This is a genomic window from uncultured Microbacterium sp. (assembly GCF_937927635.1).
GTDB lineage: Bacteria > Actinomycetota > Actinomycetes > Actinomycetales > Microbacteriaceae > Microbacterium.
Genome location: NZ_CALBRW010000017.1, coordinates 25,048 through 43,276 on the forward strand (window position 1 = coordinate 25,048; position 18,229 = coordinate 43,276).

20 protein-coding genes and 1 tRNA gene are annotated in these 18,229 nt (G+C 69.2%); 15 read left to right on the forward strand and 6 right to left on the reverse strand.

The features are described 5' to 3' along the window. The first annotated feature begins 16 nt into the window (after nucleotides 1-16). Nucleotides 17-89, forward strand: a tRNA-Glu gene (locus tag Q0568_RS06710). 82 nt (nucleotides 90-171) lie between these two features. Here the strand turns inward: Q0568_RS06710 and Q0568_RS06715 are convergent. From Q0568_RS06715 to Q0568_RS06725, 3 genes are all read right to left on the reverse strand, one after another. Continuing rightward, entirely contained in the window at nucleotides 172-885 is a 714-nt protein-coding gene (locus Q0568_RS06715; RefSeq protein ID WP_298864259.1) for a phosphatase PAP2 family protein, read from the reverse strand. Nucleotides 886-975: 90 nt separating this feature from the next. Continuing rightward, nucleotides 976-2,226, reverse strand: a complete 1,251-nt coding sequence (locus Q0568_RS06720; RefSeq protein ID WP_298864262.1) for an MFS transporter — start codon at nucleotides 2,224-2,226, stop codon at nucleotides 976-978. A gap of 1 nt (nucleotide 2,227) precedes the next feature. Next, nucleotides 2,228-2,764 (reverse strand): helix-turn-helix domain-containing protein, encoded by a 537-nt coding sequence (locus Q0568_RS06725; protein WP_298864265.1) that lies wholly within the window; start codon nucleotides 2,762-2,764, stop codon nucleotides 2,228-2,230. Nucleotides 2,765-3,014: 250 nt separating this feature from the next. Here Q0568_RS06725 and Q0568_RS06730 point away from each other — a divergent pair, with 250 nt between their 5' ends. From Q0568_RS06730 to Q0568_RS06760, 7 genes are all read left to right on the forward strand, one after another. Further along, on the forward strand, nucleotides 3,015-4,004 hold the full coding sequence (locus tag Q0568_RS06730; protein WP_298864268.1) for a TerC/Alx family metal homeostasis membrane protein: 990 nt from the start codon (nucleotides 3,015-3,017) through the stop codon (nucleotides 4,002-4,004). A 139-nt stretch (nucleotides 4,005-4,143) separates the two neighbouring features. Then, the gene (leuC, locus tag Q0568_RS06735; RefSeq protein ID WP_298864271.1) at nucleotides 4,144-5,565 is read left to right on the forward strand and encodes a 3-isopropylmalate dehydratase large subunit; all 1,422 of its coding nucleotides are present in this window, start codon (nucleotides 4,144-4,146) and stop codon (nucleotides 5,563-5,565) included. 5 nt (nucleotides 5,566-5,570) lie between these two features. Further along, nucleotides 5,571-6,167 (forward strand): 3-isopropylmalate dehydratase small subunit, encoded by a 597-nt coding sequence (gene leuD / locus Q0568_RS06740; protein ID WP_298864274.1) that lies wholly within the window; start codon nucleotides 5,571-5,573, stop codon nucleotides 6,165-6,167. Nucleotides 6,168-6,276: 109 nt separating this feature from the next. Continuing rightward, nucleotides 6,277-7,641 carry a UDP-N-acetylglucosamine 1-carboxyvinyltransferase gene (gene murA / locus Q0568_RS06745; protein WP_298864277.1) on the forward strand — a complete coding sequence of 455 codons (1,365 nt, stop codon included), beginning with the start codon at nucleotides 6,277-6,279 and terminating at the stop codon, nucleotides 7,639-7,641. Between the two features lie 4 nt (nucleotides 7,642-7,645). Further along, entirely contained in the window at nucleotides 7,646-8,395 is a 750-nt protein-coding gene (locus Q0568_RS06750; RefSeq protein ID WP_298864280.1) for a 1-acyl-sn-glycerol-3-phosphate acyltransferase, read from the forward strand. Beyond that, nucleotides 8,385-9,521: an NAD(P)H-dependent glycerol-3-phosphate dehydrogenase gene (locus tag Q0568_RS06755; protein ID WP_298864282.1), complete on the forward strand. Its 1,137-nt coding sequence runs from the start codon at nucleotides 8,385-8,387 to the stop codon at nucleotides 9,519-9,521. Before Q0568_RS06750 ends, Q0568_RS06755 begins: the two co-directional genes overlap by 11 nt. Beyond that, nucleotides 9,427-10,515, forward strand: a complete 1,089-nt coding sequence (locus Q0568_RS06760) for a D-alanine--D-alanine ligase family protein (RefSeq protein ID WP_298864287.1) — start codon at nucleotides 9,427-9,429, stop codon at nucleotides 10,513-10,515. The genes Q0568_RS06755 and Q0568_RS06760 overlap by 95 nt, the downstream gene beginning before the upstream one ends. A 3-nt stretch (nucleotides 10,516-10,518) precedes the next feature. Here the strand turns inward: Q0568_RS06760 and Q0568_RS06765 are convergent, their stop codons facing one another. Further along, a complete protein-coding gene (locus tag Q0568_RS06765; protein ID WP_298864289.1) occupies nucleotides 10,519-10,992 on the reverse strand; it encodes a DUF3515 family protein in 474 nt (157 codons plus the stop codon). A gap of 23 nt (nucleotides 10,993-11,015) precedes the next feature. Between Q0568_RS06765 and thiL the strand changes: the two genes are divergently transcribed. Beyond that, on the forward strand, nucleotides 11,016-12,029 hold the full coding sequence (gene thiL, locus Q0568_RS06770) for a thiamine-phosphate kinase (protein WP_298864291.1): 1,014 nt from the start codon (nucleotides 11,016-11,018) through the stop codon (nucleotides 12,027-12,029). On the opposite strand, the gene rsmD is transcribed toward thiL, so the two are convergent. Further along, nucleotides 11,996-12,580: a 16S rRNA (guanine(966)-N(2))-methyltransferase RsmD gene (gene rsmD / locus Q0568_RS06775; protein ID WP_298864293.1), complete on the reverse strand. Its 585-nt coding sequence runs from the start codon at nucleotides 12,578-12,580 to the stop codon at nucleotides 11,996-11,998. The two genes, thiL and rsmD, sit on opposite strands and share 34 nt — an antisense overlap. A 65-nt stretch (nucleotides 12,581-12,645) precedes the next feature. Here rsmD and Q0568_RS06780 point away from each other — a divergent pair, with 65 nt between their 5' ends. The 6 genes from Q0568_RS06780 to mutM all read left to right on the forward strand — a co-directional run bounded on the left by Q0568_RS06780 (nucleotide 12,646) and on the right by mutM (nucleotide 17,835). After that, on the forward strand, nucleotides 12,646-14,820 hold the full coding sequence (locus Q0568_RS06780) for an ATP-dependent DNA helicase RecG (protein ID WP_298864296.1): 2,175 nt from the start codon (nucleotides 12,646-12,648) through the stop codon (nucleotides 14,818-14,820). An 89-nt stretch (nucleotides 14,821-14,909) separates the two neighbouring features. Continuing rightward, nucleotides 14,910-15,407 carry a pantetheine-phosphate adenylyltransferase gene (gene coaD, locus Q0568_RS06785; RefSeq protein ID WP_298864299.1) on the forward strand — a complete coding sequence of 166 codons (498 nt, stop codon included), beginning with the start codon at nucleotides 14,910-14,912 and terminating at the stop codon, nucleotides 15,405-15,407. A gap of 113 nt (nucleotides 15,408-15,520) precedes the next feature. After that, nucleotides 15,521-16,015: a DUF177 domain-containing protein gene (locus Q0568_RS06790; protein ID WP_298864302.1), complete on the forward strand. Its 495-nt coding sequence runs from the start codon at nucleotides 15,521-15,523 to the stop codon at nucleotides 16,013-16,015. A 2-nt stretch (nucleotides 16,016-16,017) separates the two neighbouring features. Continuing rightward, on the forward strand, nucleotides 16,018-16,227 hold the full coding sequence (gene rpmF / locus Q0568_RS06795; protein WP_013586329.1) for a 50S ribosomal protein L32: 210 nt from the start codon (nucleotides 16,018-16,020) through the stop codon (nucleotides 16,225-16,227). An 11-nt stretch (nucleotides 16,228-16,238) separates the two neighbouring features. Next, nucleotides 16,239-16,949 (forward strand): ribonuclease III, encoded by a 711-nt coding sequence (rnc, locus tag Q0568_RS06800; protein WP_298865238.1) that lies wholly within the window; start codon nucleotides 16,239-16,241, stop codon nucleotides 16,947-16,949. Next, nucleotides 16,942-17,835 carry a bifunctional DNA-formamidopyrimidine glycosylase/DNA-(apurinic or apyrimidinic site) lyase gene (gene mutM, locus Q0568_RS06805; protein WP_298864305.1) on the forward strand — a complete coding sequence of 298 codons (894 nt, stop codon included), beginning with the start codon at nucleotides 16,942-16,944 and terminating at the stop codon, nucleotides 17,833-17,835. The genes rnc and mutM overlap by 8 nt, the downstream gene beginning before the upstream one ends. Here the strand turns inward: mutM and Q0568_RS06810 are convergent. Beyond that, the gene (locus Q0568_RS06810) at nucleotides 17,786-18,193 is read right to left on the reverse strand and encodes a DUF6508 domain-containing protein (protein WP_298864308.1); all 408 of its coding nucleotides are present in this window, start codon (nucleotides 18,191-18,193) and stop codon (nucleotides 17,786-17,788) included. The genes mutM and Q0568_RS06810 overlap by 50 nt on opposite strands. Between the last annotated feature and the right edge of the window lie 36 nt (nucleotides 18,194-18,229).

The following is an 18,229-nucleotide window of genomic DNA, read 5'->3' on the forward strand; positions in this document are numbered from 1 at the left end:
GAACGGTTGCAGTGACGGCCCCATCGTATAGCGGCCTAGTACGCCGCCCTCTCACGGCGGTAACGCGGGTTCGAATCCCGCTGGGGTCACTGACATGAAGAAGGTCCTCCGGGTCATCCCGGAGGACCTTCTTGCTTCTCGGAGCGGCCTGTCTCGTCCGTCCGGTGCGGTTCAGCGGCGCGCGGTCCTGGTGCGCACGGGAGTCCTGTCGGATGCCAGCGTCGGGGCGGGAACCGTCAACCGGCGCGCGATGACGTCGAACACAGCGAACGCGAGGACGACGCCGCAGACCGCGCAGCCGGCACCGGCGATCACGTCGATCGGGTAGTGCACGACGACGTACATCCGGGCGAAGGCGGTGATCACGACCAGGGTCGAACCACCGACGAGGGCCCACCAGCGGGCTCGTGTGCGCCATGCCAGCAGCACGATCGTCACGACGAGCGCGGTCGCGAACGCTGTGTGCCCGCTGGGGTACGAGCCATCGGTCTCCGGCGCGACGACCTGATGCACGGCATCCGTCCACACCGGCCGAGGGCGGTCGATCACGATCTTCAGCACTCCTGTGCACAACCACCCGATCGCGACCGCGGCGCCCGCCGCGAGGCCGGGCAGCACGCGACGCAACCGCACGGCCACGATGACAGCCAGCGCAGCACCGATCACCACCGCCGAAGTCGGCTGGAATCCCACCGCGACCGCCCGCGCGATCGCATCCCACGCGGGGGAGTGCAGCGAGTTCAACCACAGGTCGAACCCGATGCCGGCATCCGATCCGTGCACCGCGACGCCGACGACGACCGCGGCGGCGAGGCCGATCAGGGAGGCGATCACCGCGATGCGCAGTGATCTGCGCGTCCCCGGCCAACTCGGCAGTGCGTCCATGAGCATCCTCTCCGGCGCCCGCGATGAACCCCGCTTCATCCACCGTAGGAACGCGGGAACCACGGATTGTGAGAGGAGGCTGTGACGGGACTATGCATCGGCAGAAGCGCCGCCGCGCAGACGGATCGAGCGGATGCCGGGGTTGCGCAGCGGCATGATCATGAGCAGCGCCATCGCCCCGCCGTACAGGGCGAACGGCGCCCACAACGGCAGGATGCCTGCCAGCAGCCCGAACAGCGCCATGGCCGCGGGCATCAGGCAGTCATCGCCCAGCCGAAGGATCGATCCCAGCCGACCCAGGTAGTCCGGTGCGGCCGTCGCGGCGAACGTCGAGCTCAGCAGCGCCGACGCGAAACCGGCGGTGAAGCCGATGGTCAGGCAGCCTGCACCGACCACCACCGACGACCCGATCCCCAGAGCGATGATCCCCGCACCCTGCACCACCAGCGCGGCGAAGCCGCCGATGGCCTCCCGCTGCGGGCGCCGGCGCACCACGACCAGCGCGCCGATCATGGCGCCGCCGCCCACCAGCGCCTCGAACACGCCGACCGCCCCCGCTCCCCATCCTCGTGCGGTGGCCTGCAGGGGCAGCCCGATCGAGATGGCCGGACTCACCGCGAGGTTCAGCCCCGACAGGGCGATCACCAGCGTGCGCGTGGCCCGCTCCCGCCCCAGGTGCCGGAACCCGTCGGCCACCCCGCGCAGCACGCTCTGCTCGGCGGATGCCCGGGGGAGCGCGAAGCGCGGACGCAGCCACAGCACGATGAACACGATGACCACGACATAGGTCACGGTGTTGAGTGCGGCGCTGCCGGAGAGCCCGAACGCCGCCACCAGGAAGCCGCCCGCGGCGGATCCGGCCATGGTCCCGAGCCTGGACAGCGTCTGGCTGAGCGCCGAGTACGCCGGCAGATCCGCCGGTGCGACCAGCTGCCTCGGCATCGTGCCGGCGGCCGGCTCGAAGAACGCATCGCACAGCCCGAACGCGATCGACGCGATCAGCAGCAGCGCCACCGTCGGCGGCTCCGCCAGGCACCAGATCGCCACGGTCACCAGCACACCGACGCGCAGCACGTTGAACACGACCATGAGGCGGCGTGCATCCTTGCGGTCGGCGTACGCCCCGCCCACCAGCAGCACGATCGCGCGCGGCACGGTGCCCGCGGCGACCACGATCCCGGCCACCGCCGGCGAGGCGATCTGCACGGCCGTCCAGGCGAACGCGATCGTGAAGATGGCGTCACCGGCATCCGACAGCGCCTTGATCACGAGCCACGCCTGCACCAGGCGGTCTCGACGGAACGCCGGCGGTTCGCGCAACAGCGTGGGTTCAGCAGTCATCTCACGCCTCCGTCGGGAAGCCATGCGCGAAGAAGAACACCGGCATCCGCTCCTGGCCGTCCTCGCGGTCGATGCCGGACTTCCAGTCGTCCATCAGCGCGTTCACCCTGGCGTGCAGGTCGTTCAGCTCGCCCTGGGTGGCCCACGCCAGCGAATCCGTGCTGAAGCCATCGTGATCGCCGTGCGGCGACGACCGATGCCACCGCTGCAGCAGATCCAGCTGGTGCCGCACGTTCACGCGCATCGCCTCGCGGACCAGCAGTGCTTCGGAGGGGGAGTCGTAGTCACCGGTGGACCAGGTGAACGAGGTGCGGGCCAGCTGCCACCAGCTTGTGCGCCCGTCGCCGTCGGGCGCGTCGACCTGCTCGACCATGCCGGCCTTCTTCAGCATCCGCAGGTGATGGCTGATGCTGCCGACCTGTGCGTCCAGCGCGCGGGCGAGCGTGCCGACCTGTGTCGCGCCGTGCAGCAGCAGATGGTCGATCATGCGTCGCCGCAGAGGGTGCGCGATGGCGGTGATGACGGAGATGTGTTCCACGTGGGAAACGCTATGCGCGGGGATCAGAGCTCACAAGAGTTCTTGTATACCCCGGAAAGACGCGGATCTACCGATCGGTTGGGTCAGGGCGTCGGCAATCCGGTAGCATTGCCCGAGCGAGAGGGAGTATCCCGACATCGCGCAGATCGTCATCACGAGCACCATCAAAGCTGCTCCGGTCGCGCGACGCACCTCAGGGTGCGGGGAGAGACTTTCGGACTTCCGTCATCCCTCGAAAGGTCCTCCGCTCTTGGTCATCCCCATCTGGTTCGAGATCACCGCGATGATCGTGCTCACCGTGATCCTGCTCGGCGATCTGCTGCTGATCCTCAAGCGACCGCACATCCCCAGCACCAGGGAGTCCGCTCTCTGGGTGGTGTTCTACGTCGTGCTCGCACTCATCTTCGCGGGCGTGCTGTTCTTCGTCGGCGGCGCGAAGATCTCCCTCGACTTCCTCACCGGATGGGCGATGGAGTACAGCCTCTCCATCGACAACCTGTTCGTGTTCATCCTGATCATGACCCAGTTCTCGGTGCCACGCCGCTATCAGCAGGAAGCGCTGATGGCGGGCATCCTGATCGCGCTGGTGCTGCGAGGGATCTTCATCATCATCGTCGGCGCCGCCGTCGAGCATCTCAGCCCGATCTTCTACGTCTTCGGCGCGTTCCTGCTGTTCACCGCCATCCGGCAGGCGATGCCGGAGAAGGAGGCGGAGGATGCCCAGACCGAGAACTTCATCGTGCGGCAGATCCGCCGCGTGGTGCCGATCACCGAGGAGTACCACGGATCCAAACTGCGAGTGAAGGTCGACGGCAAGAAGATCTTCACCCCCATGCTGATCGTCTTCGTGTCGCTCGGCGTGACCGACCTGATGTTCGCGGTCGACTCGATCCCCGCCATCTTCGGCATCACCACGTACCCGTTCATCGTGTTCACCGCGAACGTGTTCGCGCTGATGGGCCTGCGGCAGCTGTACTTCCTGCTCGGCGACCTGCTCGAGAAGCTCAAGTACCTGCACTACGGGGTGGCCTTCATCCTGGGCTTCATCGGCGTGAAGCTCGTGCTGCACGCCATGCACGAGAACGAGCTGCCGTTCATCAACGGCGGGCAGCCCATCGAGTGGGCGCCGGACATCAACAACTGGGTGTCCCTGGGCGTGATCTTCGGCTCGATGGCCGTGGCCACCATCGCCAGCCTGGTCTCGTCGGCTCGCGAGAAGCGCGCTGCAACACGGGCCTGAGCGCTTCCGGTGCGCGGTAGACTGGCCCGCATGCGGCAGGTGGTTCTTCTCCTTAGCAGCCGCGGCGGGACCTCGATCTAGGCCTTCCTCGTCGCGGAGTCCATCGTGGGCCGACTCATCGAGCCATAAGGAAGACCGCATGACCATCAGCACGTCACCGCGCACCCTCGCCGAGAAGGTGTGGGACGACCACCTCGTCGTCAAGGGCGAAGCCGGCGAGCCCGACCTCATCTACATCGACCTGCACCTGATCCACGAGGTCACCAGCCCGCAGGCGTTCGACGGCCTGCGCGCAGAAGGGCGCCCGCTGCGCCGCGTCGATCTCACCATCGGCACCGAGGACCACAACACCCCGACGCTGAACATCGACAAGCCCATCGCCGACCTCACGAGCCGCACCCAGATCGAGACGCTGCGCCGCAACGCCGCCGAATTCGGCGTGCGGCTGCACTCGCTGGGCGACGTCGAGCAGGGAATCGTGCACGTCGTCGGCCCCCAGCTGGGCCTGACCATGCCCGGCATCACGGTGGTCTGCGGCGACTCGCACACCTCCACGCACGGCGCCTTCGGCGCCATGGCGTTCGGCATCGGCACCAGTGAGGTCGAGCACGTCATGGCCACGCAGACGCTGCCGCTGAAGCCCTTCAAGACCATGGCCATCAACGTCGAGGGCGAGCTGCGCCCCGGCGTGACCGCCAAGGACATCATCCTGGCCGTGATCGCGAAGATCGGCACCGGCGGGGGACAGGGCTACGTGCTCGAGTACCGCGGCAGCGCCATCCGCGCCCTCTCCATGGAGGGCAGGATGACCATCTGCAACATGTCGATCGAGGCCGGCGCCCGCGCCGGCATGGTCGCGCCCGACGAGACCACCTTCGCCTACCTGAAGGGGCGCCCGCACGCCCCTGCCGGGCAGGACTGGGAGGATGCCGTCGCGTACTGGCGCACGCTCCCCACCGATGCGGATGCCGTGTTCGACGCCGAGGTGGACATCGACGCGGCCGAGCTGGAGCCCTTCGTCACCTGGGGCACCAACCCCGGTCAGGGCAGTTCGCTGTCGGCATCCGTCCCCGACCCCGCCGACATCGCCGACGCCAATGCGCGAGCCGCCGCCGAACGGGCGCTGAAGTACATGGACCTCGCCCCCGGCACGCCGCTGAAGGATGTGAAGGTCGATGCCGTGTTCATGGGCTCCTGCACCAACAGCCGCATCGAGGATCTGCGCGCGTTCGCGTCGGTCATCAAGGGCAAGAAGAAGGCCGACGGCGTGCGCGTGATGGTCGTTCCGGGTTCGGCCCGTGTGCGGCTGGAGGCCGAGGCGGAGGGGATCGACAAGATCGTCGAGGACTTCGGCGCGGAATGGCGCTTCGCAGGCTGCTCGATGTGCCTGGGCATGAACCCCGACCAGCTGGCACCCGGTGAGCGCTGCGCATCCACCTCGAACCGCAATTTCGAGGGCCGGCAGGGCAAGGGCGGCCGGACGCACCTCGTCTCGCCCCTGGTTGCGGCGGCCACCGCCATCCGCGGCACCCTGTCCAGCCCGAGCGACCTGGAGGCCTGAGCACCATGGAGAAGTTCACCACCCACACCGGCGTCGCAGCCCCGCTGAAGCGCTCGAACGTCGACACCGACCAGATCATCCCCGCCGTCTTCCTCAAGCGCGTCACCAAGACGGGCTTCGAGGACGCGCTCTTCCACGAATGGCGCAAGGACCCGGAATTCGTGCTCAACCAGGCGCCGTTCCAGCACGCATCCGTCCTCGTCGCCGGCCCCGACTTCGGCACCGGCTCCAGCCGTGAGCACGCCGTCTGGGCGCTGCGCGACTACGGCTTCCGGGTGGTGCTGAGCCCCCGCTTCGCCGACATCTTCCGCGGCAACTCCGGCAAGCAGGGCCTGCTGGCCGCCACCGTCGACGAGGCCGACATCGAGCGCATCTGGGCGCTCATCGACGAGGAGCCCGGTCGTGAGATCACGGTCGACCTCGAGGCGCGCACCGCCACCGTCGCCGACTTCCAGGTCGGGATCGGGATCGACGATTACACTAGGTGGCGGCTCCTCGAGGGGCTCGATGACATCGGGCTCACCCTGCGCAACGAAGACAAGATCGCGCAGTTCGAGGCCCGCCGCGAGTCGTGGCGGCCGCGCACGCTTCCTGTTCGCTAGGACGAGACGTGCGGTGGGCCGGGGGCCAGAAGCCCCCGCGGCGCCAGCCGTGATTGGATGAGAGATCTGCGGCCACCGCCGCGTCTGTCCTGATGAAGAAGAGGCCCGAATGACGACACCGCTCCGCGATGCTGCAGTTGACGAGGCTCCGGTTCCCACCGGATCCGTGCTCGCGATCCGCGGAGGCCGGCCGCTGAGTGGCCGCGTCGACGTGAAGGGCGCGAAGAACCTGGCCACGAAGGCCATGGTCGCCGCTCTCCTGGGCGAGGACACCAGCACGCTGCGCGATGTGCCGGACCTCAGCGATGTCGCCGTCGTGCGCTCGCTGCTCGAGGTGCACGGAGTCCGCGTCACCCCCGGTGACGAGGAGGGCTCGCTGGTCTTCGACCCGCGCGATGTCGAATCCGCCCACTACGAGGAGATCGATGCCCACGCCGGCGCCTCCCGCATCCCGATCCTGTTCTGCGGTCCGCTGCTGCACAAGCTCGGCCAGGCGTTCATCCCCGACCTCGGCGGGTGCCGCATCGGCGACCGCCCCATCGACTTCCACCTCGACGCCCTGCGCAAGTTCGGCGCCATCGTGGAGAAGCAGCCCAGCGGCATCCGCCTCTCCGCACCGCACGGGCTCAAGGGCGCGAACATCCACCTGCCCTACCCGAGCGTCGGCGCCACCGAACAGGTGCTGCTGACGGCCGTGCGCGCCCAGGGCACCACCGAGCTGCGCAACGCCGCCATCGAGCCCGAGATCATGGATCTGATCGCCGTGCTGCAGAAGATGGGCGCCATCATCTCCTACGAGCCCAACCGCGTGATCCTCATCGAGGGTGTGGAGACGCTGCGGGGCTACGACCACCGGTGCATCTTCGACCGCAACGAGGCCGCCTCGTGGGCGTGCGCGGCGCTGGCGACCGATGGCGAGATCTTCGTCGGCGGCGCCAAGCAGCAGGAGATGCTCACCTTCCTCAACGTCTTCCGCAAGGCCGGCGGCTGGTTCGACATCAAGGAGGACGGGATCCTCTTCCGTCGCGCAGGCGAGCTGAAGCCGGTCGTCGTCGAGACCGACGTGCACCCCGGCTTCATGACCGACTGGCAGCAGCCGCTGATCGTCGCGCTGACCCAGGCCCACGGGCGCTCGACCGTGCACGAGACCGTGTACGAGAACCGGTTCGGCTTCACGCAGGCGCTGGTCAAGATGGGCGCCGACATCGTCGTGCACCCGCACGGACTGCAGGACGGGCCCCGTCGCGTCCCGCGCCGCGAACTGGAGCAGGCCGCGGTCATCACCGGTCCCACGCCGCTGCACGGCGCCGACATCGTCGTGCCCGACCTGCGCGGCGGGTACAGCCACGTGATCGCGGCGCTGACCGCGGAGGGCGAGTCGGTCGTCTCCGGTGTCGACATCCTCAGCCGCGGCTACGAGAAGTTCCTCGACAAGCTGCGGGCGCTGGGCGCCGACTTCGACGTCGTCCGGTGATCTGATGGCTGCTTCCGAGCGGAGCCGGCCGAGCCTGTTCTGGCCGCTGGCGGTGATCGTCATCCCGCTGGTGTCGATCCTGGCGAAGATCACGACGACGGATGCCCACAAGCTGCCCCGCGAGGGCGCGTTCGTGCTGGCACCCAACCACTACTCCGAGTTCGACCCGCTGGTGGTGGCCATCTCCGTGTTCCGCACGGGGCGGTTGCCGCGGTTCATGGCGAAGGAGAGCCTGTTCCATGTTCCCGTGGTGGGGTGGGTCCTGAAGAGGACCGGCATGATCCCGGTGGCGCGAGCGTCGTCGGCATCCGCCGCCAAGCAGACCATGAAGCAGTCCCGCGAGCTCGTCGAGCACGGGCGCGGCGTGATCGTGTACCCGGAGGGCACGCTCACCCGCGACCCCCAGCTGTGGCCGATGCGCGGGAAGTCCGGCGCGGTGCGCCTGGCGCTGGCCGGCGACATCCCCCTGATCCCGATGGCGCAGTGGGGCACCCAGCACATCATGGGCAGGTACCAGAAGGGACTGAGCCTGTGGCCGCTGCGCAAGCGCGTGCGGGTGCTGGTGGGAGACCCCGTCGATCTGTCGGACCTGAGGGGCCGGGCGGGCGAGCAGGCCGCCATCAACGAGGCGAACGACCGGCTGATGTCCGCGATCACCGCTCTGCTGGAGCAGCTGCGTGACGAGAAGGCGCCCGCGAAGCGGTGGAATCCCGCCGAGCACGGGCAGAGGGAGACGGGTCGCCTTGACTCCTAAACGCGTGCCGGCCGCGTCCGGCACGAGGGCGACCGTCGTCGGAGCAGGCAGCTGGGGGACCACCTTCGGCAAGATCCTCGCCGACGGCGGCGCGCAGGTCACCATGTGGGCGCGGCGCCCCGAGCTCGCCCAGGAGATCTCCGAGGCCAAGCGCAATTCGCGCTACCTTCCCGGCATCAACCTGCCGCGCACCATCACCGCCACGCACGAGCTGTCCCGGGCGCTCGACGGCGCGGAGCAGGTCTACCTGTGCGTGCCCAGCCAGACGCTCCGCGAGAACCTCAAGGCGCTGCGCCCGCTGCTGGCCGACGGCGAGCAGCCCATCGTCAGCCTCATGAAGGGCGTGGAGCGCTCCTCTGGCCTGCGCATGAGTCAGGTCATCGAGCAGGAGATGCGCTGCGACCCGCTGCGCATCGCCGTGGCCTCCGGCCCGAACCTGGCGCTGGAGATCGCCCGTGAGCAGCCCACCGCGGCCGTCATCGCGTCGCGCAGCCAGGAGACCGCGGATGCCGTGGCCCGCACCGTGCGCAACCGGTACTTCCGCTCGTTCGTGAACACCGACGTGATCGGCACCGAGTTCGGCGGAGTGCTGAAGAACCTCATCGCGGTGGCGATCGGCATCGTCGACGGCGTCGGGTACGGCGAGAACACGAAGGCGTCGATCATCACGCGCGGACTCGTGGAGATGACCGACTTCGCGGTCGCGAACGGCGCCCAGCCCGAGACCCTGCAGGGCCTGGCGGGCCTGGGAGACCTGATCGCGACCTGCCAGTCGCCGCTGAGCCGCAACAACACCGCGGGGCGCCTACTGGGCCAGGGCTACGGCTTCCAGGACGTGATCAAGCAGATGAACCAGACCGCAGAGGGCCTGGCATCCGTCGCCCCGATCCTGCAGCTCGCGCACGAGGCGGACGTCTTCATGCCCATCGTGGAACAGGTGAAGATGGTGCTCGACGGCAAGATGGATCCCCGCGACATCGCGCCGCACCTGACCACCGACGACGACACTCCGCAGGAGGAGAGAACCAATCATGGACAAGCAGACGGTGGCGGTGCTCTTCGGCGGGCGTTCCAGCGAGCACTCGATCAGTTCCGCAACGGCGGGCGGAGTGCTGGCGGCCATTGACCGCGACCGCTACGACGTGATCCCCGTCGGGATCACCCGCGACGGAGCCTTCGTCCTCGAGCAGGACGACCCCGCGCGCTTCGCGCTGGATCCCGAGCACATGCCCGAGGTCGTCGACAACGGCACCCGCATCCGCTGGCCGCAGCCCAGCGGCGATCGCACGCTGCGCGCGGTGCTCGCCGACGGCTCGTCGGTCGATCTCGGCGAGATCGACGTGGTCCTGCCGCTGCTGCACGGCCTGCACGGCGAGGACGGCGCCATCCAGGGATTCTTCGACGTGCTGGACGTGCCGTACGCCGGCGGCGGCATCCTGGACTCCGCGGTCTGCCTGGACAAGCACTTCACCAAGCTGGCGCTGTCGGCGGCCGGCATCTCGGTCGCGCCGGGCATCACCGTGCGCCAGGCGGAGTGGGATGCCGATCCCGAGAGCATCCGCGAGAAGGTGCGCGCGCTGGGTGAGACCGCGTTCGTCAAGCCTGCCAGCGCCGGTTCCAGCGTCGGCGTCTCGCGGGTCGACGGGGGAGAGGGGATCGACGAGGCCTTCCGCATCGCGTTCGACGAGGACGCCAAGGTGCTCGTGGAGTCCCGGGTGGCAGGACGCGAGATCGAGGTGGGCGTGCTGGCCGGTCGCGGCAGTGAGCGGGCACGGGCGTCGCTCCCCGGCGAGGTGGTGCTGACCACCCGCAGCTTCTACGACTTCGAGGGCAAGTACCTCGGCGGCGAGGGCGTGGACATCGTCTGCCCGGCCGAACTCGACGACGACCTCATCGCACGACTGCGGGAGACCGCCGTGCGCGCGTTCGAGGCCGTGGACGGCACCGGTCTGGCGCGCGTGGACTTCTTCGTCACTCCCGACGGCGAACTGGTCGTCAACGAGCTGAACACCATGCCGGGGTTCACCCCGATCTCGATGTTCCCGAAGTGCTGGATCGCCTCGGGCATGACCTACTCCGAGCTGATCACCGAGCTCATCGAGGCCGGCCTCAGCAAGTAGGGCCTACTTCGGCAGTCCCTCCGGCGCGATGCACGCGCTGGTCGCCTTGATGGTGCGGATGCCGCTGACGAGGCCGCTGTTGGAGAGCACCTCGTTGGCGCCGATCAGCTTGGTGTCCACGAACACCTGCACGGCGGGGTCGCGGCCGTAGGTGGTCATGCGCATCTTCGGCGCCTGGGAGTCGTCGACGAGCCAGTCGACGCCGTCCAGCGTGACGCACTGCAGATCGGCGGTCGGCCCCGGAACCGCGACGCCGCAGGCGACGATCACGGCTGTCGGCTCGCCGTAGGCGCCGGTGGCCTGGGCATCGGTCCAGCGCCGCTGCATGTCGCCGATGGTGTTGGGAAGCCGCACCGTCACCTCGGCGCAGGCGGGATTGTCGGCGTCCGGAGCGGGTTTCAGTGCGACCGTGCTCGAGCATCCGGTGAGGGCGAGAAGGGTCAGCGCCCCGGCTACCAGGGCGAGACGTCGAAGCATGATTCCAGGCTACCGTTGACAGCATGGCATCCGACCCAGACGGCGACCCTCGCATCGGCGACATCTCGGAGGGGACCGTGCTGCGGACCATCCTCGCCCGGACGTCGACGGCCGCGCACGCGCTGCTGGGACCGGGCGATGATGCGGCCGTGATCGCCGCTCCGTCGGCGTCGGTCGTCGCCACCACCGACACGCTCGTCGATGGCCCGGACTTCCGGACGGCGTGGTCCAGCGGCTACGACCTGGGCTGGAAGGCCGCGGCGGTCAACCTCGCCGACGTCGCCGCCATGGGTGCGGCACCCACGGCACTGCTGGTGGCGCTGGCGGTTCCCCGTGACGTCCGGCTGTCCTTCGTCGCGGCGATGGCCGACGGCTTCCGCGAGGCCTGCGACGCGCTGGCGCCCGGGTGCGCGGTCGTGGGCGGCGATCTCACGGTCTCCGAGCTGCTGATGATCGCCGTGACCGCGCTCGGAGACCTGGGCGGTCGTTCCGCCGTCACGCGCTCCGGCGCACGACCTGGCGATGTCGTCGCCCTCGCCGGCGAGTTGGGTGCGGCCGCCGCGGGTCTGGAGACTCTTTTCGGGGTGTTCCGCGACGGCGAGACGCCGATCGCCGTCGACCCGGATGCCCTGGACGAGGCCTCGCGCCGCGGGCTGGAGCGTCAGCTGCGCCCGCTGCCGCCGATCGCGCTCGGACCCGTCGCGGCGGATGCCGGTGCCACCGCCATGATGGATGTCTCGGACGGGCTGTCCATCGACGCCGGCCGGATGGCGGATGCCTCGGGGGTGTGCATCGACTTCGACGGCGCCGCGCTGGACGAGCTGTCCTTCGGCGGGAACCGCTCACGCGCACTGGCCGGGGGAGAGGACCACGGCCTGCTGGCGGCCTTTCCCGCGGATCGCCCGTTGCCTGCGGGCTTCCACCGCATCGGCACGGTCATCGCGCGCGGCGAGCACGGGCTGCTGCTGGACGGCACCCCGATTCCCCCCTCGGGCTGGGACCCCTACCGCGACTGGGACGGCGTGACTGCCGGCTGAGCCCACCAGACCGCGGTGTCGCCGTAGGTCTTCTCGCGCAGCAGGGTCAACCCCGCGGCATCCAGCTCTGGTGCGTTCGAGCGCTTGGCCCGCTCGATGACCACGACGGCGTCCTCGGACAGCAGCGGCGCGAGCGCCGCCAGGTCGGCGGTCATGGCCGCGTCGTCGAGGTCGTACGGCGGGTCGGTGAACACCAGGTCGAAGGGTCCGCTCGCGCGACCCAGGAACGTCCGGACGGCGCTCTGGTGCACCTTCGCCGCACCCGCGGCTCCCAGCGACTTCGCGACGGCGTTGACATTGCGACCGACGACGGATGCCGCCGGCCGTGAGCGCTCCACCAGGTCGACGTGCGCCGCGCCGCGGCTCCAGGCCTCCAGCCCCAGCGCGCCGCTGCCCGCGTACAGGTCCAGCACGCGGGCCCCGTCGATGGCATCCATCGACTCGAGCGCGCCGAAGACCGACTCCCGAACGCGGTCGCTGGTGGGGCGGGTGCCGGCGTCGGGCACGTCGAGTCGGATGCCGCGCGCGGCACCCGCGATGATCCTGGTCACGCGATCACGATACCGGCACGCCGGTTGCGCGGGCCGACGTCGGCGGCCCTCCCTAGACTCGGAGCATGTCCTTCTCGCTCGAGACGCCGCTGAGCACGGCCCTCGGCGCATCCACGGCCAAGACCCTGGATCGCGCCTTCGGCATGACGACGGTGGGCGAGCTGCTCGGGCACTACCCGCGCCGCTACGCGGACCGCGGAGAGCTGACGCCCATCGAGCACCTGCCCATCGGCGAGACCGTCACGATCGTGGCCGAGGTGCTCTCCACCAATCCGCGCATGATGAAGAACCGCCGTGGGGCCATGCTCGAAGTCATGATCGGCGACGGCGTCGGTCAGATGTCCCTGACGTTCTTCGCCAAGAACCTCGGCCAGGCGGAGTGGCGGGCGAAGGAGCTGCGCGTCGGTCGGCGCGGCATCTTCTCGGGCAAGGTCAGCGTCTTCAACAAGAGGGTGCAGTTCGCGCACCCCGACTACCAGCTCTTCGACGACGACGAGTCGGCTCACCGTCAGGCCGACGCGCTGCAGGACGTGCCGATCCCCATCTATCCGGCGACCTCCGCCATGCAGAGCTGGCAGATCGCGAAGGTCGTGGGTGTCGTGCTCGACCAGTTGGGCGACGTGCACGATCCGCTCTCCGATGACCTCCGCAAGCGGGAGGGGCTGCTGACCGCGCGTGAGGCGCTGATGAGCATCCATCGCCCGCACCGCAGGGCCGACATCGAACCCGCCGTGCGCACCCTGCGCATGCATGAGGCGCTGGTGCTGCAGACCGCGCTGCTGCAGCAGCGCAATCTGATCCGCTCGCTGGTCGCCACTCCTCGCGCGGCGGCAGCCGGCGGGCTGCTGGAGCGGTTCGACGCGTCGCTGCCGTTCACGCTCACGGCCGATCAGCAGCGTGTCGGCTCCGAGATCGCCGCCGACCTCGCGGCGTCCCGGCCGATGAACAGGCTCATCCAGGGCGAGGTCGGCTCGGGCAAGACCCTCGTGGCGCTGCGCGCCATGCTGCAGGTCGCCGAGTCCGGCGGGCAGTCCGCGCTCATCGCCCCGACCGAGGTGCTGGCCGCCCAGCATCTGCGCTCGATCACGCGGATGCTGGGCCCCGATGCCTCGGCCGAACTGATCCCCACGCTGCTGACCGGGCAGATGTCGGCTCCCGAACGCCGCCGGGCGGCTCTGCGCGTGGCATCCGGTCAGTCGCTGATCGTGATCGGCACGCACGCCCTGCTGTCCGAGAAGACCACTTTCGCCGACCTGGCGCTGGTGGTGGTCGACGAGCAGCACCGCTTCGGCGTCGAGCAGCGCGAGATGCTGCGTGCCAAGGGCACCGCTCCGCACGCCATCGTCCTCACCGCCACGCCCATCCCGCGCACGGTCGCGATGACGGTCTTCGGTGACCTGGACACCTCCGTCATCCAGACGATGCCCGCGGGACGCGCGGGCATCAGCACGTTCGTGGCGCCGCTGGCCGAGCATCCGGAGTGGTTCCAGCGGGTGTGGGACAGATCGGGCGAGGAGATCGCGCAGGGCAGGCAGGTGTTCGTCGTGTGCGCGGCCATCGACACGGCATCCGACTCGGTCGAGGCCGACGATGCGCCGCCGCCGGAGGATGTCGAGGGCAGGGGGCCTCGCTGGGGCGTGGTGCAGCTCGACCAGCTGCTGGCCACGCATCCCGTGCTGGGTTCCGTCCGTCGCGCCATCCTGCACGGCAAGATGCCGTCCGACGAGAAGGATGCCATCATGCGGGCATTCGCGCGCGGCGAGATCGACATGCTGGTGGCGACCACGGTCATCGAGGTCGGCGTCGACGTGCCCAACGCCTCGACCATGGTCGTGATGGATGCCGATCGCTTCGGCGTGTCGCAGCTGCACCAGCTGCGCGGTCGCGTCGGTCGCGGGGGAGTACCGGGGCTGTGCCTGCTGGTCACCGAGGCCGAAGCGGGAACTCCCGCGCGTGAGCGGGTGGAGGCCGTCGCTGCGACGCTGGACGGCTTCGAGCTGGCGGAGGTCGACCTCGAGCTGCGCGGGGAGGGCGATGTGCTGGGCGCCGCCCAGGCGGGAGCGAAGTCGTCGCTGCGTCTGCTGCGCGTGGTGAAGGATGCCGGACTCATCGCCTACGCGCGCGACATCGCCGCCGACATCCTGCGCGACGACCCGATGCTCACCGGGCATCCCGGGCTGCGCGTGGCCATCCAGGAGCGCGTCAGCGACGAGGACCGGGCGGCTCTCAGCAAGAACTGAGGGCGGCAGGGCCTAGGCTGGCGGTGTGCTTGTACTGAGCGAACGGAGAGAGTCGAAGTGCCTGTACTGAGCGAACGGAGAGAGTCGAAGTGAACAGCCGGATCGCCGTCGTCCCTGGTTCCTTCGACCCGCCCACACTCGGTCACCTCGATGTGATCCGTCGTGCGGCGCGGCTGTACGACGAACTGCATGTGCTGGTGGTGCACAACCCCGGCAAGGCGGCCATGCTGCCCATCGCCCAGCGGTTGAGCCTGCTCGAGCAGTCCATCGCTGAGGCCGGCGTGGAGGGGCATATCATCGTGGGCTCCTGGAGCATGGGCCTGCTCGTCGACTACGCGCGCGATGTCGACGCCGGGGTGCTCGTCAAGGGCATCCGCTCTCAGGTCGATGTGGCCTACGAGTCGCCGATGGCCATCGTGAACCGCCACCTCGCCGACATCGAGACGGTGTTCCTGCTGCCCGACCCCGCGCACGCGATGGTCTCCAGCTCGCTTGTGCGCCAGGTGGCATCCCTCGGCGGAGACGTCACGCCGTTCGTGCCGCCCGTGGTGGCGACCTTCCTCGACACCGGCGCTCGCGGACTCTGACGCACCGCTCCGGCGCCTCTCAGCCGGAGTGCCGGTAGTATTGCGGGGTGAGAAACCGCGTCAACGGACCATTCGTGCTGCCTGTCCGCGACATCGTCCGCCAGCCCGGCGAGATGCGCGAGCACCGCTTCTCGGTGACCCTCGAAGACAAGTGGGGCGAGGGGATCGTGGCCGTCGAGGCCGGCGAGACCGTCGACCTCGACGTGCGTCTCGAGTCGGTGCACGAGGGCATCCTGGTCTCTGGAACCGCGGATTCCGACTACGCCGGAGTGTGCGGACGGTGCCTCACTGACATCACCGCGCCTGTCGAAGTCGAGTTCCAGGAGCTTTTCGCGTATCCTGGAGACGAGGAAGCTGACTTCGAAGTTCAAGACGACCACGTGGATCTTGAAACTCTGGTCAGGGATGCGGTTGTATTGTCGCTTCCGTTCCAGCCGGTGTGTCAGCCGGATTGCCCGGGTCTCGATCCGAACACGGGTGAGAAGCTGGCCGTGAGCACCGACGCAGAGAGCCCCGCTCCTATCGATCCTCGATGGAGTGCGCTCCGACAGATCACAGACCAGGACGCCCCGGCAGGAAGCCGCGGCGCCGAGAAAGAAGAGAGCTAGTCATGGCCGGTAACCCCCCGAAGCGCAAGGTCTCCCGTTCCAACACCCGCAGCCGTCGCGCGCAGTGGAAGGCCGAAGCCCCCGCTCTGGTGAAGACCATCGAGAACGGCAAGGTCGTCTACAGCCGCCCGCACCAGGCGAAGGTCGTCACCGACTCGCAGGGCACCGAGCTGTTCCTGGAGTACAAGGGCCGCAAGGTCGCTGACGTCTGATCAGCATGATCATGGCGGAGGATTCCGCGGGAGCTCAGGCTCTCATTCAGAAGCTGGGCGTCGACATCGACGCCCAGCTTCTTGAACGAGCGCTGACGCATCGCTCGTACGCGTATGAGCACGGCGGCATCCCGCACAATGAACGACTCGAGTTCCTCGGGGACTCGGTGCTGGGCATCGCGGTCACCGTGATGCTGTTCACCGGCAACCCCGATCTTCCCGAGGGCCAGCTGGCGAAGCGGCGCGCGAGCGTCGTCTCCACGGTCGCACTGGCCGAGGTCGCCCGCAGCATCGGACTGGGCGCGTTCCTGCGCCTGGGGCGCGGCGAGGAGCAGACCGGCGGACGCGACAAGGACTCGATCCTGGCCGACACCATGGAGGCCGTCTTCGGCGCCACCTACCTGTCGGCGGGTCCGGATGCCGCGGAGGAACTGGTGCTGCGCCTGACCGAACCGCTGCTGGCCGACCCCGAGCGCTATGGCGCGGCGATGGACCCGAAGACCAGCCTGCAGGAGCTGGCCGCACGCCTGGGCAGGCCGGCACCGGTGTACTCGGTCGCCTCGTCGGGCCCGGATCACAACCGCAGCTTCACAGCCACCGTCACGGTGGGCGACTACACGAGCACCGGTACGGGATCGAGCAAGAAGACCTCCGAGATGGCGGCAGCTCTGACGGCCTGCCGCGAGCTCAGCGACCGCACCGCCGAGACCACGGTTGCCTGAGCTTCCCGAGGTCGAGGTCGTCCGCGCGGGTCTTGCGCCCGCCGTGGTCGGCGCGCTCGTCACGGCCGTCGACGTGCTCGACGAGCGCGCACTCACCCGGCATCCGCGGGGAGCGAGCGACTTCGTCGCTCGGCTGGAGGGCCGCACGGTCACCGCGGCCGCGCGCCGCGGCAAGTTCCTCTGGCTGCCGCTGGACGGAGATGCGGATGCCGTGGTCGCACACCTCGGCATGAGCGGGCAGCTGCTGCTCCGAACTCCGGACGCCACTGCCGAGCGCCACGAGCGCATCCGGCTGCACATCGAGCATCCGCAGCACGGCCGGTTGGCGATCGTGTTCGCCGACCAGCGCACCTTCGGGTCACTGGCCCTGGACGAGCTGCAGGACACACCGGACGGCGCGCCGGCAGGGCTCGGCACCGATGCGGCGCGCGTGCCCTCGCAGGTCGCGCACATCGCGAGGGATGCCCTGGACCCGGCGTTCGACGACGCCGCGTTCGTGGTGGCCGTGCGCCGGCGCGCCAGCGCGATCAAGCGCATCCTGCTGGATCAGACCCTGGTCAGCGGCATCGGCAACATCTACGCCGACGAGTCGCTGTGGGCCGCTCGCATCCACCCCGAGACCCAGGGCCGTGCGCTGTCCGCACAGGCGGTGCGCCGGCTCCTGGCCGAGGTTCGGCTGGTGCTGCAGAAGGCGCTGGCCGAAGGCGGCACGAGCTTCGACGCGCAGTACGTCAACGTCAACGGGCAGGCGGGTTACTTCGCGCACTCCCTGAACGCCTACGGTCGCGGGGGAGAGCCCTGCCCGCGGTGCGGCGGCCCCATTCGCCGCGAGGCGTTCATGAACCGCTCGAGCCACTACTGCCCGCGCTGCCAGCGGCGGCGCTGAGTTCGAGGAGCCGTTCGAGCATCGCCTGCAGCTGGCCGGACCGGATGAATCCTTCGATGTGTCCGTCGCTGAACCGCTCGCCGCGGAACAGGTAGGTGAACCAGGTGGCGAGATCGCTCGAGGATGCAGAAGCGATCGGCGTCCGGCGCACGGCCTCGATGTGCTCGAGATACTCGAAGTCGGAGCCGGTGACCTCGAGCGCCGCCATCAGCGCGACCATCACAGGCTGCGGGTACTTCGGCCATGCGAGCGTCCGGGAACCGTCTGCCTGCAGCACGGACGGCTGCCACTCCGGCATTCCCCGCCCATCGCGGAGCACAGTGAGCCCTCTGCCGATCGTCACGAGTTCTCTGCGCATCGCATCCATTCTCCCGCGCCCGGCGCGCAGGTCAGT

What these genes read in the sequence shown, in the direction of transcription:
- Q0568_RS06715 (WP_298864259.1), bottom strand. Translation starts at nt 885, where the DNA reads ATGGACGCACTGCCGAGTTGGCCGGGGACGCGCAGATCACTGCGCATC.
- Q0568_RS06720 (WP_298864262.1), bottom strand. Translation starts at nt 2,226, where the DNA reads ATGACTGCTGAACCCACGCTGTTGCGCGAACCGCCGGCGTTCCGTCGA.
- leuC (WP_298864271.1), top strand. Translation starts at nt 4,144, where the DNA reads ATGACCATCAGCACGTCACCGCGCACCCTCGCCGAGAAGGTGTGGGAC.
- leuD (WP_298864274.1), top strand. Translation starts at nt 5,571, where the DNA reads ATGGAGAAGTTCACCACCCACACCGGCGTCGCAGCCCCGCTGAAGCGC.
- murA (WP_298864277.1), top strand. Translation starts at nt 6,277, where the DNA reads ATGACGACACCGCTCCGCGATGCTGCAGTTGACGAGGCTCCGGTTCCC.
- Q0568_RS06750 (WP_298864280.1), top strand. Translation starts at nt 7,646, where the DNA reads ATGGCTGCTTCCGAGCGGAGCCGGCCGAGCCTGTTCTGGCCGCTGGCG.
- Q0568_RS06760 (WP_298864287.1), top strand. Translation starts at nt 9,427, where the DNA reads ATGGACAAGCAGACGGTGGCGGTGCTCTTCGGCGGGCGTTCCAGCGAG.
- Q0568_RS06765 (WP_298864289.1), bottom strand. Translation starts at nt 10,992, where the DNA reads ATGCTTCGACGTCTCGCCCTGGTAGCCGGGGCGCTGACCCTTCTCGCC.
- thiL (WP_298864291.1), top strand. Translation starts at nt 11,016, where the DNA reads ATGGCATCCGACCCAGACGGCGACCCTCGCATCGGCGACATCTCGGAG.
- Q0568_RS06780 (WP_298864296.1), top strand. Translation starts at nt 12,646, where the DNA reads ATGTCCTTCTCGCTCGAGACGCCGCTGAGCACGGCCCTCGGCGCATCC.
- Q0568_RS06790 (WP_298864302.1), top strand. Translation starts at nt 15,521, where the DNA reads ATGCGCGAGCACCGCTTCTCGGTGACCCTCGAAGACAAGTGGGGCGAG.
- rpmF (WP_013586329.1), top strand. Translation starts at nt 16,018, where the DNA reads ATGGCCGGTAACCCCCCGAAGCGCAAGGTCTCCCGTTCCAACACCCGC.
- rnc (WP_298865238.1), top strand. Translation starts at nt 16,239, where the DNA reads ATGGCGGAGGATTCCGCGGGAGCTCAGGCTCTCATTCAGAAGCTGGGC.
- Q0568_RS06810 (WP_298864308.1), bottom strand. Translation starts at nt 18,193, where the DNA reads ATGCGCAGAGAACTCGTGACGATCGGCAGAGGGCTCACTGTGCTCCGC.